The sequence below is a fragment of the Ornithinibacillus massiliensis genome, from assembly GCF_018310345.1.
GTDB lineage: Bacteria > Bacillota > Bacilli > Bacillales > Amphibacillaceae > Ornithinibacillus > Ornithinibacillus massiliensis.
Genome location: NZ_JAGXBY010000002.1, coordinates 563,420 through 580,999 on the forward strand (window position 1 = coordinate 563,420; position 17,580 = coordinate 580,999).

Here is a 17,580-nt window from a genome sequence, read left to right on the forward strand (position 1 = left end):
CTTTCATACTCCTTCATAATAAAGGGACAAAACCCCTCTTTTAGCATATTGCTACTAGAAGGGTTTTTATCCTATTCATTTGATTCAACTACGTTTAACCATAAACGTTGATGGTCTGCTCCTCTTAATGTTGGATCAACAGGATATTCTAACTCAACACCATTTATTTTAACAGTTAAACCTGGTGTATTACCAATGTTCAATAAGATACGTGTTTCACCAGTTAAATCCAATTCAACCGGTTCATTAGCTGTTACAATTGCTCCATAGAATTTTTGTCCATCTGCATTATCTACATCAAGCCATACATCTTGGGTAGCAATAAACTCTAGAATTAATTCTTCACCAACATTGGTCAATTCAAGCTCCGATTGTGGTCTTGGTACTTGCCCTTCTTCAGTAACAACTATGCTAAGCTCTGGATCTTCTTCATTTTCTTCTGTATTATCACCAGCATCAGGAGGATCCTCGTTAGACTCTTCTTCTGTTTCGTTTTCACCATTCTCATCTACATTACCGGTATTCGGATTACTATTTTCGGACCGGTAAAACTCACCTTCATTTTGTTCGATTGGTGCCTCTTCATCTTTTGCATCATTCTTCGTTGTAAACCACCAAGCTAAAAAGAGAATACCAATGACTAATATAACAACAGTTAAAGTAGGAATAAATGAGAATATAGCACTACTTTTCGTTGGCATATTATCCTTTCTCGACCGTTGAATCCTTGTGTATTGCGTGGTAGTATCCTCCTCAGGGGAAGGAATATCTTCCTTATATTCCTCCATCAGTTCATTGGGATCTAGTCCAACCGCAATTGCATATTCCTTAATAAATGCCTTTGCATAAAACTTTCCTGGTAAAACAGAGAAATTTTCTTCTTCTATTGCAACAAGATATCTTTTCTGTATTTTTGTTGTATCCTGAAGCTCTTCAAATGAAATGTCATTTGCAATTCTTGCTTCTTTTAATCTCGCACCTATTCCCATATTAACACCATCCATTTAATAATCGAACATTGAAAAACCATTATCCTGATTAAATTGCGTATTTTCCACTACTTCATATGTAATTTCCTCATCCTCGTCACTCCGTAGTTCTATAATGTAATCAAAATCATCAATATTATACTCTGTAGATTGTACAAATATATCCGGATGCTCCACTACTTTAATTGCCGGAAGCTGCATTATTTCACGGATTAATTGCCAATGCTTTTCACTTGCCTTTCGGTGTGAAACAATACCATCAATAATATAAATATTATCACTACTATATTCTCCAGCTATTAGTTCATTACGTACTGTTTGTTTAATCAGCGTACTGGATACGAATAACCATCGTTTATTTGCACATACACTAGCAGCAACAATGGACTCCGTTTTCCCAACTCGAGGCATTCCTCTAATCCCAATTAATTTATGACCTTCTTGTTTATATAATTCAGCCATAAAATCAACTAAGATTCCAAGTTCATCACGAACAAAACGAACCGTCTTACGGTCATCTGCATCCCGATGTATGTATTTGCCATGTCTCACTGCTAAACGATCACGTAATTTTGATTTACGTAGCTTGGTCACTTGAATCGTGTCCATCGTTTGTAGGATTAGTCGTAAACGAGTAATCTGTTCGTTATTATCAGCAAGCAGCAACATACCTCTTCGACCGTTTTCGACACCGTTAATGGTTACAATAAAAATCGAAAGCATCCCTAGCAAAGAAGATATCTCCCCTAATAAACCAGGGCGATTAATTTGAATTTCATATTCTAAATACCATTCTGTTTTTGCCACTCAAAACTCTCCATTTCCCAAATTAACCCCAAAGTACCTATACCTTTATAATATATGATTTTGACTATTGTTTAAAGCTATTAATTCAAATTATCCTTAAAGATTTATATTTTTGAATATAAAAGAAGCTACGAATGATACGTAGCTTCTTTTATAGCAGTTGTTCACTTATTGATTAGCTTGATTTTGGACTAATTTTACCATGGAATTGGCGATTGCTTGCTGTTCTTCTTTGGAAGCTGCATTCCATAGTTCACGAAGCACCGCTTCCTCACTATTTTTTGCATCAACACTTTTGGCAAGATAATCTCCAACCTCATAAGCCACTTGTGAAATGGTGTCTTGAGACATCCCTTGTGACTGAGCTTGTTCTAATCTATTAGCTAAAAATTGCTTCCATGAGTCAAAGTTGTCAAGTACAGACATGTTCATTCCTCCTTCTCATAATACATCATGCATAGTATTTGATTTTTTCTATTGATTATGCATGATTTGCTAGGAAGAAAGAAAATATTTAGTCCCATCCACCACTAATACGCAATATTTCTCCATGTATATATGCACCTTGTTGACTTAGCAAAAAAGTAACCGCATTGGCTACATCTTCAGGCTTCCCTGGACGATTAAGAGGAATTTCTTCCATTAATTGCGCCTTTTCTTCCTGAGATAATGGATTCATCTTTGTATCGATAAAACCCGGACTAATTGCATTGACTGTAATTCCACTTGGTCCAACTTCCTTTGCTAAAGCCTTTACGAATGCATTTTGTGCTCCTTTAACAGTCGAATAAACCACTTCATAACTTGCGCCAATTTCCCCCCAAATAGAGGAAATCATAATGATTTTCCCAGATTTTCTTCTTATCATATCAGGTAGGATACTTTTCACTATAGCTAATGGCGCTTTTACATGAATGGATAACATGTCATCCATCACTTTTTCCGGCGTATCTTGTAATAGGCCGTAATATGCGATTCCACTTGAGAAAATTACTGCATCAATTGGATAAGCAATGTTTCCAATTAAACGGTTAATGCCTTGTTCATTTGTCAAATCAGCTTGAATACAGTCTAACAACTGATGATCTGGAATCTCTTTTATCAACTGTTCGAGTGAGTGATAATTTTGATGATAATGAAGGATGAGAGAATAACCTTCTTTCCCTAATTGAAGTGCTATTTGACTCCCAATCTCTCCACTTGCTCCAATAATTAATACGTTCCCCATTTCTTCTCCTTACTCTGCTACAATTTTGCAAACACCTAATCGCTCTTCTGTAATCCATAGTTTTAAAAATTTATTTGCATCCTCTACGGATAAGCTTTGTATCATAGGAATTAATTCGAAGTAATCCACACCAACAGTATGATAATGAATGTACTTACTTGCGATATTTTCAAGTGAATTCATAGAACGTAATAATTGACCAATTTTCTTTCGCTTCATTCGTTCGAAGTCATCCTCATGTATTTCATGTGTTGTAGTCGAAAGTAACAATTCTTTCAGCTTCGAAACAAATTGGTCTGGGTTATCTGAGTTTCCACCAAGAATAGAATAACCAAAGCTTTTTTCTAAATTCGTTTCAAAATAGAAGCTCGAATCGATGATTTTTTCTTGATATAGTTCTTCATAGAACTGCCCGCTCTTCGAAAAATAATACGTTAGTATCATATCCTGCAGAATGTCTTTCTTTACAAATTCTTCCCCTTTAAGTTCTTCTGTTGATTCTTTGATACCAACCGTACACTTAGCGACTGAAACCGGCATTACGATGTTGTTTTCCTTTTTAGCCACTTCAATAGGTTCTTTCGGATAATCGCGTTGAATCTCTTCCAGTTTTTCAAAGCTCTTTGAACGTTGATTATCTTCAATCAACTGCATCATATCATCCGGATCAAATTTACCCGCAATAAAAAGTGTCATGTTTTCCGGATGATAAAACGTGTTATAACATGTATATAAGTCATCCTTCGTAATTTCATTTATGGATTCGACTGTACCCGCTATATCGATATTGACAGGAGTTTCTTGAAATAAGCTTTTCAATGTTCCCATGAACGATTGCCAATCAGGCTGATCGTCATACATTTTGATTTCCTGTCCGATAATCCCCTTTTCTTTTTCAACTGATTCTTCAGAGAAATAAGGGTCTTGTACAAAGTCCAGTAATATTTTTACATTTTCTTCCACATTTGCCGTTGCAGAAAATAAATAAGCCGTTTTGGTAAACGATGTATAGGCATTTGCGGATGCTCCATTTTTTCCAAAATCAGCAAATACATCCCGGTCCTTCTTCTCAAACAATTTGTGCTCTAAAAAGTGGGCAATACCATCCGGAACCGTAATTTGTTCGCTTTCGCCAATTGGTACAAATGTCCGATCAATGGATCCATAATTGGTCGAGAATATGGCATAGGTTTTAGACATTTGTGGCCTTGGTAATAAAAATACTGATAATCCATTATCTAACTTGCGGTGATATAATGTTTCCTCAATATGCGTATACTGTTTCTTATCCATTATTTGATCCCCCTTCACTAGTCAGTAAGTAGACGGTATCTTCTACAATATGCTTACCTACTTCCACAACATCTTCCACTTTTACCTCTTTAATCTTTTCGATGAGTTGATCTGGCTGTAAGGTAGTACCTGCGATTACCTGCTGATACAGCATTTCTATAATTCCTTGGGGATGATCTAATGTTTCTAATAATTGATTGATTATTAAATCCTTTGTTTCTTTCAGTTCATCTTCTGTAATATCGCCATTTTTCATAGCTGTCATTTGCTTTTCCATAATTTCTCTTGCTTTTTCATAATCCTGAGGAGCGATCCCACTGAATACTAACAATAAGCCTTTATGACTCTCTAACCTTGACGATGCATAATACGCCAGACTATTCTTCTCCCGGACATTTATAAACAATTTAGAGCTTGGAAAAGCACCTAATATTCCATTAAAAACTTGAAGAGCAGGATACTTTTCATCTTGGAAACGGATATTTGTACGATAACCGATATGAAGCTTTGCTTGTTGTACATGTTGTTTATCAATTACTTCCTTTGGATCCTTTGAAGTAACTTTCGGTTCTTCCTCTACTACCTTATTGGAAGTACCTTCACTTTTTCTTTCAAAATTTACTCCGATTAGCTCTTGGATTTTATCTTCCTTCACATCACCAAGCACATAGATATCGATTTGGTCTTCTTTTAATAGCTTCTCATAATATTGATATAAATCAGTTGCTGATATATCATCTAAATCTTCTTCGTAACCACTAACATGTAATTGATATGCTTCCCCATCACACATTTCATCAATTAATCTCATATTGGCATATTTCATTTTATCATCAATAACCGACTTTATTTTTTGTCTGAGGGTTTCTTTTTCCCGATTGATAATATCTTCATGAAAGGAATCATTCCTAACATTCGGATGAAAGATGACTTCATTAAGCAGCCTAACCGCCTCTTCTATAATATTCGACTCATTCGGGATGAATTTTTCATTGGCAACTTCTAATCGAAAACTGAGGATATGATGATTACCTTTTTTCCCACCATCAATAGACAATACAGCCCCGTAAAGATTATCTAATGCGATTTGCAATTCCTTTCGGCTTGGATATTCTTTAGGACCTTGCTGCAACACATAAGGTAACAATGCCCTTTTCGTAATGGTTTCACGATTTAATGGAGCCTTAAATTTTATAACGATGTTTACCGTTTTGAATTTATCATTTGGTATCAAATGTAAATTTAAACCATTCAGATTCTTCACATCTTCTTGAATCATAACCATATCTCTTCCTCCAATTTTATACATTCAAAACAAGCTAATCTTTAGTTTGTACCTTTTTTCATAATCAATGAATGTTTTATTAATAACCATAGTTTACCATTTATAAAGAAAACAACCAAAAAAAAAAAAACTGACCTGAATTAATACCTTCAAGTCAGTTTTAATATAGATTATCTACTTCCCTTAATGTAAGGAACTCCACTTGCCTTCGGTGCTTCAGCACGACCGATAAATCCTGCTAAGGCAAGAATAGTCAACACATATGGAGCGATTAATAAGTAAATTTGAGGAATATCTCCAAGTACAGGAATTCCAGAACTTACGATACTCAAGCTTTGTGCGAATCCAAAGAATAACGCAGCTCCCATAGCTCCTAGTGGATGCCACTTTCCAAAGATAACCGCAGCAAGTGCCATAAATCCTTGTCCGACAATCGTAGAATGGGAGAAATTAGAAACAATCGTCAGTGCAAATACAGATCCCCCTAAACCACCTAGCGCTCCAGATATAATAACTGCGATATAGCGCATTCTAGATACATTTATACCGTTCGTATCTGCCGCCATTGGGTGCTCACCCACCGCTCGTAAACGTAATCCGAAGGTAGTTTTATATAGTACATACCATGCTATAAAGGCAAAGATAATGGCGATGTAAGACGTTATATAAACCCCGTCAAAAAAGATAGGACCGATAATTGGGATTTTTGACAAGAATGGTATTGTAGTGGAATTAAATGGTTCTGCTACCATATCGGTTTGACCCTTTCCATACCAAATCTTTGTCAAATATATACCTAACCCAAGTGCCAACATATTGATTGCGACACCACTAACAGTCTGATCCGCATAAAATGACACAGATGCAACGGCATGGATTATAGAGAAAATAGCCCCTGCGATCATAGCAGCAACTAAAGAAATCCACGGTGTCCAAGCACCAAATACATCAGCAAATGTAAGATTAAAGACAATTCCAGTAAACGCACCGATAACCATTAAACCTTCAAGCCCAATATTGACGACTCCAGAACGTTCACTAAAAACTCCTCCCAATGCAGTAAAAATAAGGGGAGCGGAAAAGAACAGTACAGTAGGTATTATGGAATCTAATATATGAAGCATTTATTTCCCCTCCTTTTTAACACGCTGTAATGCCCAACGAATGATATAACTAGAAGCGACAAAGAATATAATGATAGCGATGATAATATCCACTAGTTCTGTCGGGACACCAGCACTAGGCATTTCTCCAGCACCCTCTTTTAACACTCCAAAAAGAATGGCTGCTAAAACTACGCCTAAAGGATTGTTTGCACCTAATAAGGCAACCGCAATTCCATCGAAACCAAGGTTCGTAAATCCTGAAATGACGGATACATTACCATACGTTCCTAATCCTTCCATCACACCAGCTAATCCAGCAAACGCTCCTGAGATAACCATGGACAGAATAATATTTTTATTAACGTTCATACCAGCATATTTGGATGCATGTTTATTAAAACCAACAGCCTTTAATTCATAACCAAGTGTAGTACGTTCAATGATAAACCACATAATGATAGCAGCAAATAATGCTATTAGGAATCCATAGTGCATACGCGAGTAAAATGTTAGGCTTTGCAACCATTCCGACCCTAAGGAGGCTGTGGATGCTATTCTATCTGTTGTGGTACTATTTTCAGTTAATACAGAGCGTACAATTTCATTTGAAACAAACATAGCGATGTAATTCATCATAATCGTTACAATTACTTCATGCACACCGATTTTCGCTTTTAACAGACCAGGTATAAATCCCCATAGTCCACCAGCTATCGCTCCGGCTAGAACAGCTAATGGTAAATGAATAACCATTGGTGCATCAATTGATAAACCAACCCAAACCGCAGCTAACCAGCCAACGATAACTTGTCCTTCTGCACCAATATTAAACAATCCAGTACGGAACGCAAATGCAATAGCAAGCCCTGTTAAGATTAAAGGAGTTATTCTTCTAATGGTCTCACCAATTGTAAACGCGTCATAAAAGGCACCATTCCAAAGGGCTTTATAACCATCTATTGGGTTGTGTCCAGAAGCAATCATAATAATTGCTCCAACAATTAATCCTAGAAGTACAGATATTATCGGAACAATAATACCAAATAGTTTTTTATTTGATGTCACTTGAATCACCTGCCCCATTTATTGTACTACCTGCCATTAACAGGCCTAATTCCTGTTCATTTGTCTCTTCAGGCTTTAGATTAGCGACAATTTTCCCATCAAACATTACTGCAATTCGATCACTAACATTCATGATCTCGTCTAATTCAAAGGATACTAGTAAAATTGCCTTTCCTTTATCACGTTCTTCTATTAACTTATTATGAATAAATTCGATTGCTCCAACATCTAATCCACGTGTTGGTTGAGCCGCAATTAATAAATCAGGAGAGCGGTCAATCTCTCTGCCAATTATCGCCTTTTGCTGATTTCCACCTGATAATGCACGGGCAGGAGTGTACTCACTCGGGGTACGCACATCATATTCATCAATAATTTCTTTTGCCTTCTTGTATATCGCTTTATAATTTAAAACTGAGGCTTTTGAATACGGCTTTTGATAATACGTTTGCAGTACAATATTAGCGCCAATTGGATAATCTAAGACTAAACCATATTTATGTCTATCTTGTGGGATATGCCCTAACCCACTTTTCGTAACATTCCTCGGGCTAAGATTCGTAATGTCTTTTTCTTTTAATTGAATTTTTCCAGAACGAGACTTTCGCAGTCCTGTAATTGCTTCAATTAATTCTGTCTGACCATTACCATCAACACCAGCAATTCCAACAATTTCACCGGCACGTACTTCTAAGTCCAGGCCTTTTACTAAATCTACTTTTCTCACATCCTGAACACATAAATCCTTAATATGAAGAACGACCCCTTTTGGATTAGCTGGTTGCTTCTCTGTCTTAAAGTTAACTTCTCTCCCAACCATTAGCGATGCAAGTTCATCTGGGTTAGTATCCTTGACTTCTACTGTCCCGATACCCTTCCCTTTTCGAATTACTGTACAACGATCACATACTTCCATGATTTCTTTTAATTTATGGGTAATAAGTATAATAGATTTCCCTTCTTTAACTAAGGAACGCATAATTTCAATTAGTTCTTTTATCTCTTGAGGAGTTAACACTGCAGTTGGTTCATCAAATATCAGCACCTCTGCACCACGATATAACGTTTTTAAAATTTCCACGCGTTGCTGCATCCCAACGGAGATATCACTAATCTTTGCGGAAGGATCTACCTTTAATCCATAACGATCTGATATTTCTTGTATTTCTCTTTCCGCTTTCTTGAGATTAATGCTACCAAATTTTCCTTTAGGTTCACTACCAAGGATGATATTTTGTGTAACAGTAAATGGTTCAACTAGCATAAAATGTTGGTGTACCATCCCAATACCTAAATTATTGGCGATATTTGGGTTTGTTATTTTGACTGTTTCACCCTTCACTCGAATTTCTCCAGCTTCTGGCTGATATAACCCAAATAAAACGTTCATTAAAGTAGATTTCCCTGCACCATTTTCACCTAATAATGCATGAATCTCACCTTTTTTTAATTGGACTGTAATGTTATCATTAGCTACTATCCCCGGAAATTCTTTTCGGATATTTAACATTTCAATCACATATTCCACTAATGTCACCCCTCTTAAATCTCTATTCTATTGCTATTATTTTTATAAAATATGATTTTATTGTAGAAAAAATAGGACATCTACCTTTCTGGTAAATCTTCCACCGAATCACTCATTCTGAGAACTTAAAACTTCAGACTACTAATTAGAAACTAGTACTAAAATTGTCTGAGTCCCATAGTAATCATTCTTCAGTAAAGTGTTCGTTTTTCTTATGCAATTGAAAAGGTTGCTACACTTTCCTATGCGAATAAAATCACCAAATGAAAAAGATGCTTCGCATCTTCTTCATTTGAGGATCTTAGGTTTGTATAAAGATTGAGGTGTCCAAAAGGACCCATTACCCAAGAGGGATTTGGTTCTTTCAGACAGCCTCAGGTGTTTCTTAAAGACTTTCTTCGAATGCTTTTAATTCATCACGAGTTGCTGGAACTGTTACTTCCCCGTTAAGGATTTTATCTTTCCATTCGTTCACTGTGTTAATAATGTCTTCAGTCATCGCGTCAGAGTTAGTAGTAGCAAAGCCAATTCCATCTTCTTCGATACCAAATTCTAATTGCTCTCCACCAGGAAACTCACCATTAAGAGACATCGTAGAAACAGATTCTACAGCAACATCTACACGTTTAATCATAGATGTTAATGTTACGTTTTGATCACCAACTTGTCCTTCTTCATGTTGGTCACGGTCTACACCGATTACCCAAATTTCACGATCTGGATCATTTTGTTTAATATCTTTTGCTTGGTTAAACACACCATTCCCTGTTCCACCAGAAGCATGATAAATTACATCGACATCATTGTCATACATGTTTGCTGCGATTAGCTTACCTTTTGCAGGATCACCGAAGCTCTCTGCATATTGCACTTCTACTTCAATATCAGGGTTTACAGATTTTGCACCTGCGACAAAACCAGCTTCGAACTTATTAATTAGTGGAGAATCTAGTCCTCCTACAAAACCTAATTTATTCGTTTTTGTTTTAAGCGCAGCTGCGACACCTACTAAGAACGAACCTTGGTGTTCTTTAAATGTAATACTAGCAACGTTTGGAAGATCAACTACTTCGTCTACCATACCGAAGTGAACATCTTTATTTTGTTCAGCGATTGTTGTTAAATCTTCTTTCAGTTCAAAACCAATTCCATAAATTAAGTCATAGTGATTACGGATAAGACGAGTTAAATTAGGAACGTAGTCTTCTTTTGCATTAGATTGTTCATAAGAATAACCTTCCCCTTCCGTTAAACCATTTTGTTCACCGAAAGATACTAAACCTTCCCATGCTGATTGGTTGAATGATTTATCATCTACGCCACCTAAATCAGTAACCATACCGACTTTAAAATCTCCCGCGTTTTCTGTTCCTTCTTTACTATCCGTATCTCCATTTGATTCATTATTACTATTGTTGCTATTGTCGCTACTGTTGTCATTGTCTCCACCACAAGCAGCTAATACTAATCCTAATCCAAGGATAAGCACTAATAGAAAGCTTAATTTCTTCATAGAAAATACCCCCATTATCATTTTTAAAATAAGTATTTATTCGTTTACTACTAAGCCTTTATTCCTATATTCCGAAAATCACCCCCTAAAAGTGATAGACATATTAAACCCGCTTCCTTAAAACGTGAAAACTAAATACATCAGACCGAAAATAATTTAAAGAATACAGAATTGGCTTATCATCTTCTGTATAATGCATTTGCTTTAGTAGTAAAAGTGATTGATCAAACTCACAATGTAATATATTGTAAATCTTTTCATGATAGCTAACTGGCTCGATATAAGTAATGGCATAGCTTATTCGTTTTCCAGAATGCTCTTCCATAAGCTTAAACAATGAATCGTCTTTATGTGCTACTTCAGTAGGAAGTAATTCCTCTGGTACCTTATCTATACAAAACACTACTGGCTTTCCATCGGCAGTTCGAATTCTTTCCATTTTTACTAGTTTAGTAAGTTCATATGGTTTAAATTTAATTCTCTCTTCCTCAGTAGGCTCAATGAGTTCAGTAGAATAATATTGCGAGCCCGGTTTCTTGCCTGCTTGCTCAATCATGGACGTAACACTACTAAGCTGCTCGATGCCAGAAGATACAATTGGCTTTTGATTGACAAATGTGCCTACTCCATGTCTTCTCGTCACAATATTATCCTCTTCTAATATTCGCAGTGCCTCGCGCAATGTTGCTCTTGAAACACCAAGCGATTTAGATAATTCAAATTCGGATGGTAATTTTTGATTTTCTTTATAATGTCCCGTTTGAATATCTTGTTTAATTTTATCAATTACCTGTAAGTATAAATGCCTAGAATCTGATTTTATGGACATAAGGTCCCCCCTAGTATTTGCTCAAAAACAGTAAGGTGTTTAATTTCCGACAAATACTGACAACTCATACCTTGAATAATATATCATTATTTTAAAAACAAATAAATAGTTTTAACTAAAATTACGAAGAATATTTCATTTAGTACATACTAATAGCCTATTCACTATCCTGAAGCGATTTCAATGTATCGAAAACTCATAATAATGGTGCAATTACACTTCCAAAAAAGGCTAGATGACATCCGTTAACGATGTCACCTAGCCATAATTTTACCCAAATAAAGGGTTTATGAAGTTTTTTCTTCTGTTTGCGTTACAAGGACTGCTCTCGGTTTACTTCCCTCATACGGTCCAACAATTCCTCTTGCTTCCATAGCATCAATTAGTCTTGCTGCTCTCGTATAGCCAATTCTAAAACGTCTTTGTAGCATCGATACACTAGCACTCTGCATTTCTGTAACGAGTTGTACTGCTTCATCAAATAGTTCATCATCCACTTCTTCTACTACATCATTCGTATCCTCTGGAATCATCTCTTCTTGATAACTAGCTTTTTGTTGTTCAATACAGTGGTCAACGATTCGTTCCACCTCATCGTCTGAAAGAAATGCTCCTTGAACACGAATAGGCTTTGAGGATCCAACTGGAAGGAACAGCATATCACCGCGTCCTAAAAGCTTTTCTGCACCACCAGAATCAAGAATAGTACGAGAATCCGTTGAAGAAGATACACTAAATGCAATACGTGACGGTATATTAGCCTTAATAACCCCAGTAATAACATCTACTGATGGCCGTTGTGTTGCGATGATTAAATGAATACCTGCAGCCCGAGCCATCTGAGCAAGCCTCGTAATAGAATCCTCTACATCACTGGAGGCAACCATCATCAGATCTGCTAACTCATCGACAATAACGACGATATACGGGAGGTTCGGCTGTTGTTCCGTCTCATCAACTGTTCGATTATATTTCCGAACATATTCATTATAGCCTTCAATATTTCTCGTACCTGTATCTGAAAATAGTTCATAACGTCTTTCCATTTCAGAAACTACTTTCTTCAATGCTCTTGATGCCTTCTTTGGATCAGTAACAACAGGAGCTAATAAATGTGGGATACCATTATAAACATTTAATTCCACTTTTTTCGGATCAATCATCATCATTTTCACTTCATGTGGTTTAGCACGCATTAATATCGTCGTAATAATCCCATTTACACAGACACTTTTACCACTACCAGTAGCACCAGCTATTAATAAGTGTGGCATTTTATTTAGTTCAGCTAAAACTGCATCTCCAGAAATATCTTTCCCTAATCCCACTAATAGTTTGGAGGCTTGGTTTGTTGTAATCGTATCTAGCACCTCGCGTAAAGAGACCATTGCAATTTCTTGATTTGGAACTTCAATCCCTACCGCAGACTTTCCTGGAATGGGAGCTTCAATTCGGATATCCTTTGCCGCCAGTGCTAATGCCAAATCGTCATGTAGACTAACGATTTTACTCACCTTTACCCCTGCCTCTGGATATACTTCATACTTCGTTACAGCAGGACCAACATTAACTTTTGTCACTCTAGCCTTTACACCAAAACTATGAAAGGTTCTCTCTAGCTTCCTAACAACGGATTGAATTTGTGCCTTATCATGATATTGCGAATTCTGAGCAGGTTCTGTTAATAGACTTGGCGAGGGTAAAATGTATTCCGGATTTTCCGCTTCTGTCATTGGCATGACTTCCACATCGTCATCCGCCTCATCTTCTATTTCCATATCCTTACTATCTCGTTGATTTTCCTTCGAATTAGGTGCTTGTTCAACCTGCTGCTCATCAAAAGCATAGGTAACGGTAGGATAAGCCTCCTCTTTCGTCTCGATTATTGGTTCCGTTGGGACATAGTCCTCTTCTATTAGCTCGTCTACCTTATCATCTGATTTTCCTGCTTTACTATTTTTCAATTTATCTAGTAATTTCTTCATGTTAGATTTGCTTTGTGAAACTAGTTTTGCAACAAAATCTCCCAATGAAAATTCTGTGAGAAAGATGATACCAATTAATATCGAAAAGATAGCTACGATTTTTGCTCCTACAGATGAAAATAAATAATAGCAAAATGCAAAAAGTATTGCCCCAATCATCCCGCCACCAACTTGACCAGCTGAGGCATTACCCGCTACATAATCAAAAAAGGTTGTCCATGTCACTTTTAAGATAGATGTATTACTGGATGAAGCAAGTAAATTCTCATAGGATTGAATATGTGTGTATAACAAAGTTCCTAGTAAAATAATATAGATTCCAATCCATTTCCTGTTCCAAAAATTAGGATAACGTCTCTTAATCATAATATATAGGCCAATACCTAATAAAAATAAAGATGCAGTAAAATACCATACTCCTAAAAAGAATCGAAAAATATGCTCTAAGCCACTTGGAATAGCACCACCACTAATCGCAGTAGCACCACTACCGAATATTGCTAAGAATACAAATAAAAGTCCAAGTAATTCAAACTGAACTTGTTTCTTTAATGTGCTTTTTTTCCTCTTTCTCCCTTTTTTCTTTACCATATACTCACCTCTTACAACTCGCTGCTGATATGAAAACAAACCCCTGCCGTGTTAGGCAAGGGTATTTATCATGTTGATTAACTATAGTATATCATAGACAACCTAATTAAACGATTCCCTTTTATGATAGAATCGTACCTGGTGTAAATTTTTGATTCAAATAATCTTGTGGATCAGTGGACAATAGTTGCACAATCTGGTATTCACCATGATCATTCTTTTCTACAAAACATGTTTTCCCCTCATATGTAATACATTGTCTATTACTGTATACATTTTCAGGTGTTGGGAATATCTCCGATTCTGAAAGTGGCGTATATAAAATCATTGAATAACCCCCTGTTCTTGATTTCCTTTTGTTTGATTGATAAGCTCTGTTACTTTTTTCATTGCTTCTTTCACACCGCCAACTTCATCAATTAAACCATATTCCACCGCATCTGTACCGACCACATTTGTTCCAATATCACGTGTTAAATTACCTTTAGCAAACATCAAATCTTTGAATTTCTCTTCTTTAATATTGGAATGATGAACGACAAAGTTAATTACTCTTTCCTGCATTTTATCTAAGTATTCAAATGTTTGGGGAACTCCAATAACAAGTCCTGTAAGACGTACGGGATGGATAGTCATCGTTGCAGTTGGCACAATAAAAGAATAATTAGTCGAAACAGCAATTGGTACACCGATGGAATGACCGCCACCTAATACAATAGAAACGGTTGGTTTAGACAATGACGCAATCATTTCAGATAAAGCAAGTCCAGCCTCAACATCTCCACCTACTGTATTTAATAAAATAATGACACCCTCAATTTTAGGATTTTGTTCAATCGCGATTAATTGTGGTAGTAAATGTTCATATTTCGTTGTTTTATTTTGTGGTGGAAGCTGTATGTGACCTTCGATTTGACCGATAATGGATAACACATGGATATTTGAATCTGGTGCTTGTGGGACATTCGTTTGACCTAGCGCTTGAATTTTTTGTACTAAGGAAGATGGGTTAGATTGTTCTTCTTGTCCCTCTTTCTTTTCTGTATCTTTTTCCATAAATAAACACTCCTTTCCAAAATTCACTATAAACATAGTATGGGCGTTTCCCTTCAAATACATTCCTATAGAAAAAAGGATTCCCGGTTAAGGAATCCTTTTTAAAGTAAATCTGTTAAAATTTACTCTCCTGTAGAGCACAATTTCAATTGAACCAATCTTATTTAATGGAGATTTTCTAATAATGACTTTACTCTATTTTCTTCTTCTGCTGTCAGTGGCACTAGTGGTAGGCGAACACCGCCTGTTTGTATGCCTTTCATTTTAAGTGCTGCTTTTACTGGTGTTGGTGATGGTGCTTCAAATAATCCATTCATTACTGGTAGGAGCTTACGATGCAGTTTTGCTGCTTTTTTTGTGTCTCCTTGTTCGAATGCTCTAATCATTTCTTGCATTTCATTACCAATTACGTGAGATGCAACAGAGACAATACCATCTCCCCCAATGGAAAGCAACGGTAAAGTTAAACCGTCATCCCCGCTATATAAGGTAAAATCATCACTCGTATTTTCAATAATTTCAGCAGCTTGATCTAAGTCTCCACTTGCCTCTTTAACCGAAACGATATTGTCGATTTTGCTTAACTCAATAATCGTTTCAGCAGACATTTTCACTACAGAGCGCCCTGGGATATTATATAACATTATTGGTAAAGTCGTTTCTTCCGCTATAACTTTAAAATGCGTATAAAGTCCTTGTTGATTTGGTTTATTATAATAAGGAGCCACTAACATGATGGCATCGACACCGCATTTTTCCGCCTCTATTGTTAGCTCTATTGAACTTTGTGTGTTGTTTCCACCTGTTCCAGCTATGACAGGGATACGCTTATCGACAATTTTTACGACATGTGAAAATAGCTCTAATTTTTCTTTCTTTGTGAGTGTTGGGGATTCTCCAGTTGTTCCTGCAACGACTAAGCCTTCTGTTCCGTTGTCTATTAAATAATTTACTAATTTTGTTGTTTCGTCATAGTTGATTTCCCCGTCTTGATTAAAAGGGGTAACCATTGCCGTTAAAATCTTACCAAAATTCATATATACTCACCTTTCTATAATAAAGTCATGTAAAATTGTCGGCCCTTTTGCTAATTCGAATTCATCATGTAATGCATTTACTGCTTTATATACATCTTTGCTAGGAATTAATACCCAAATCGTTGTATGACTATCTGCGGATTGTAATATTTGCACACCATGATTAGTTAAAGCTTGCACGATTCTAGAGGCAACACCTGGAACACCGTTCATTCCAGCACCAACTACTGAAACTTTTGTACAATCCTGTATGACAGTTGGATTAAAGCCTTTTTCTTTCAACTTATTAATAGCCTTTTTACTTTGTAAATCTGGAACAGTATACACGACACCAGTAGGAGAAATATTGATAAAATCAATCGATATCCCCGCATCCGCCATAACTTTAAACACTTCAGATTGTAGTCTATATGCTTCCTTCTCTTTTGTTTGAACTTTAATCTGGGTAATGTTAGCTAAATGGGCGATTCCAGTAACTAATCGGTCTGATACATCGACTGCTTTATTTTTACTCGTTATATTGGTTACCAATGTTCCTCCGTCCTCCTCATAAGTGGAACGAACTAACATTGGGATTTTTTCTCTCATAGCAATTTCTACTGCTCTCGGGTGAATAACTTTAGCACCTTGATAAGCTAAATTACAAATTTCCTGATATGTTACCACATCAAGAGCACGGGCATTTTTAACTACTCGCGGATCGGCTGTCATAATGCCATTAACATCTGTAAATATTTCTATTCGTTCTGCATGTAATGCTACACCTAAAGCGGCAGCTGTTGTATCGCTCCCTCCACGCCCTAATGTTGTGAGTTCGCCAACTTCATTCTTACCTTGAAAACCTGCAACAACCACTACATCATGTGTCTTTAACTCATTGTAAATACGAATTGGATTCACTTCTTTTATTTTCGCTTGATTATAACCTGAATTCGTCATGATGCCTGCTTGCGCCCCGGTCAGCGCAATTGCTTTAATCGATTTTTTCCGAAGCTCATTCGATAAAACAACCGAAGAAATAATCTCACCACAAGCCATTAGCATATCCAGCTCACGATCTGAGATTGCATGCTCTGGATAATGAACTAAATTTAATAATGAATCCGTAGCATAGGCCTCTGGACTTCTTCCCATTGCAGATACGACTACTACAAGCTTATTATCATTCAGTAGTGCATGTTCTATATGATGAATAACATGTTGTCTAGTTCGTTCATTTTGTACAGAAGTTCCACCAAATTTCTGAACTAATATCTGCACGTTTCAAA

The 17,580-nt window shown here is 36.5% G+C and carries 16 protein-coding genes; all 16 read right to left on the reverse strand.

From position 1 onward, the window contains the following. Nucleotides 1–71: 71 nt before the first annotated feature. Nucleotides 72–1,004 carry a helix-turn-helix domain-containing protein gene (locus KGF86_RS07145; protein ID WP_186868739.1) on the reverse strand — a complete coding sequence of 311 codons (933 nt, stop codon included), beginning with the start codon at nt 1,002–1,004 and terminating at the stop codon, nt 72–74. Next, nucleotides 1,005–1,796, reverse strand: a complete 792-nt coding sequence (locus KGF86_RS07150) for a DUF3388 domain-containing protein (protein ID WP_186868738.1) — start codon at nt 1,794–1,796, stop codon at nt 1,005–1,007. It abuts the gene before it with no gap. 168 nt (nt 1,797–1,964) lie between these two features. Then, nucleotides 1,965–2,222, reverse strand: a complete 258-nt coding sequence (locus tag KGF86_RS07155; protein WP_186868737.1) for a DUF3243 domain-containing protein — start codon at nt 2,220–2,222, stop codon at nt 1,965–1,967. An 88-nt stretch (nt 2,223–2,310) separates the two neighbouring features. After that, complete coding sequence (gene ymfI, locus KGF86_RS07160) at nt 2,311–3,024, reverse strand: elongation factor P 5-aminopentanone reductase (protein ID WP_186868736.1); 714 nt, start codon at nt 3,022–3,024, stop codon at nt 2,311–2,313. A gap of 9 nt (nt 3,025–3,033) precedes the next feature. Continuing rightward, complete coding sequence (gene yfmH, locus KGF86_RS07165) at nt 3,034–4,317, reverse strand: EF-P 5-aminopentanol modification-associated protein YfmH (RefSeq protein ID WP_211741470.1); 1,284 nt, start codon at nt 4,315–4,317, stop codon at nt 3,034–3,036. Beyond that, nucleotides 4,310–5,602, reverse strand: a complete 1,293-nt coding sequence (gene yfmF, locus KGF86_RS07170) for an EF-P 5-aminopentanol modification-associated protein YfmF (protein WP_211741471.1) — start codon at nt 5,600–5,602, stop codon at nt 4,310–4,312. The genes yfmH and yfmF overlap by 8 nt, the downstream gene beginning before the upstream one ends. 170 nt (nt 5,603–5,772) lie before the next feature. After that, complete coding sequence (locus tag KGF86_RS07175) at nt 5,773–6,726, reverse strand: ABC transporter permease (RefSeq protein WP_186868733.1); 954 nt, start codon at nt 6,724–6,726, stop codon at nt 5,773–5,775. Continuing rightward, on the reverse strand, nt 6,727–7,791 hold the full coding sequence (locus tag KGF86_RS07180; protein ID WP_186868732.1) for an ABC transporter permease: 1,065 nt from the start codon (nt 7,789–7,791) through the stop codon (nt 6,727–6,729). After that, the gene (locus tag KGF86_RS07185; protein WP_186868731.1) at nt 7,760–9,301 is read right to left on the reverse strand and encodes an ATP-binding cassette domain-containing protein; all 1,542 of its coding nucleotides are present in this window, start codon (nt 9,299–9,301) and stop codon (nt 7,760–7,762) included. Before KGF86_RS07185 ends, KGF86_RS07180 begins: the two co-directional genes overlap by 32 nt. Before the next feature lie 385 nt (nt 9,302–9,686). Beyond that, nucleotides 9,687–10,814, reverse strand: a complete 1,128-nt coding sequence (locus KGF86_RS07190) for a BMP family lipoprotein (RefSeq protein ID WP_186868730.1) — start codon at nt 10,812–10,814, stop codon at nt 9,687–9,689. A 103-nt stretch (nt 10,815–10,917) separates the two neighbouring features. Then, nucleotides 10,918–11,643: a GntR family transcriptional regulator gene (locus tag KGF86_RS07195; protein WP_186868729.1), complete on the reverse strand. Its 726-nt coding sequence runs from the start codon at nt 11,641–11,643 to the stop codon at nt 10,918–10,920. A gap of 287 nt (nt 11,644–11,930) precedes the next feature. After that, complete coding sequence (locus KGF86_RS07200) at nt 11,931–14,219, reverse strand: FtsK/SpoIIIE family DNA translocase (RefSeq protein WP_186868728.1); 2,289 nt, start codon at nt 14,217–14,219, stop codon at nt 11,931–11,933. Nucleotides 14,220–14,340: 121 nt separating this feature from the next. After that, nucleotides 14,341–14,547 carry a YlzJ-like family protein gene (locus KGF86_RS07205; protein ID WP_186868727.1) on the reverse strand — a complete coding sequence of 69 codons (207 nt, stop codon included), beginning with the start codon at nt 14,545–14,547 and terminating at the stop codon, nt 14,341–14,343. Continuing rightward, on the reverse strand, nt 14,544–15,275 hold the full coding sequence (locus KGF86_RS07210; RefSeq protein WP_186868726.1) for a ClpP family protease: 732 nt from the start codon (nt 15,273–15,275) through the stop codon (nt 14,544–14,546). Before KGF86_RS07210 ends, KGF86_RS07205 begins: the two co-directional genes overlap by 4 nt. Before the next feature lie 164 nt (nt 15,276–15,439). Further along, nucleotides 15,440–16,312, reverse strand: coding sequence for a 4-hydroxy-tetrahydrodipicolinate synthase (gene dapA / locus KGF86_RS07215; protein WP_186868725.1), 873 nt, complete (start codon nt 16,310–16,312; stop codon nt 15,440–15,442). A gap of 6 nt (nt 16,313–16,318) precedes the next feature. Continuing rightward, the gene (gene dapG, locus KGF86_RS07220) at nt 16,319–17,572 is read right to left on the reverse strand and encodes an aspartate kinase (RefSeq protein WP_186868724.1); all 1,254 of its coding nucleotides are present in this window, start codon (nt 17,570–17,572) and stop codon (nt 16,319–16,321) included. Nucleotides 17,573–17,580 lie beyond the last annotated feature (8 nt).

Bases quoted from the DNA above. Each gene is read 5' to 3' on its own strand.
- KGF86_RS07145 (WP_186868739.1), bottom strand. From the start codon at position 1,004: ATGGATGGTGTTAATATGGGAATAGGTGCGAGATTAAAAGAAGCAAGA.
- KGF86_RS07155 (WP_186868737.1), bottom strand. From the start codon at position 2,222: ATGTCTGTACTTGACAACTTTGACTCATGGAAGCAATTTTTAGCTAAT.
- ymfI (WP_186868736.1), bottom strand. From the start codon at position 3,024: ATGGGGAACGTATTAATTATTGGAGCAAGTGGAGAGATTGGGAGTCAA.
- yfmH (WP_211741470.1), bottom strand. From the start codon at position 4,317: ATGGATAAGAAACAGTATACGCATATTGAGGAAACATTATATCACCGC.
- yfmF (WP_211741471.1), bottom strand. From the start codon at position 5,602: ATGGTTATGATTCAAGAAGATGTGAAGAATCTGAATGGTTTAAATTTA.
- KGF86_RS07175 (WP_186868733.1), bottom strand. From the start codon at position 6,726: ATGCTTCATATATTAGATTCCATAATACCTACTGTACTGTTCTTTTCC.
- KGF86_RS07180 (WP_186868732.1), bottom strand. From the start codon at position 7,791: ATGGGGCAGGTGATTCAAGTGACATCAAATAAAAAACTATTTGGTATT.
- KGF86_RS07190 (WP_186868730.1), bottom strand. From the start codon at position 10,814: ATGAAGAAATTAAGCTTTCTATTAGTGCTTATCCTTGGATTAGGATTA.
- KGF86_RS07195 (WP_186868729.1), bottom strand. From the start codon at position 11,643: ATGTCCATAAAATCAGATTCTAGGCATTTATACTTACAGGTAATTGAT.
- KGF86_RS07200 (WP_186868728.1), bottom strand. From the start codon at position 14,219: ATGGTAAAGAAAAAAGGGAGAAAGAGGAAAAAAAGCACATTAAAGAAA.
- KGF86_RS07205 (WP_186868727.1), bottom strand. From the start codon at position 14,547: ATGATTTTATATACGCCACTTTCAGAATCGGAGATATTCCCAACACCT.
- KGF86_RS07210 (WP_186868726.1), bottom strand. From the start codon at position 15,275: ATGGAAAAAGATACAGAAAAGAAAGAGGGACAAGAAGAACAATCTAAC.
- dapA (WP_186868725.1), bottom strand. From the start codon at position 16,312: ATGAATTTTGGTAAGATTTTAACGGCAATGGTTACCCCTTTTAATCAA.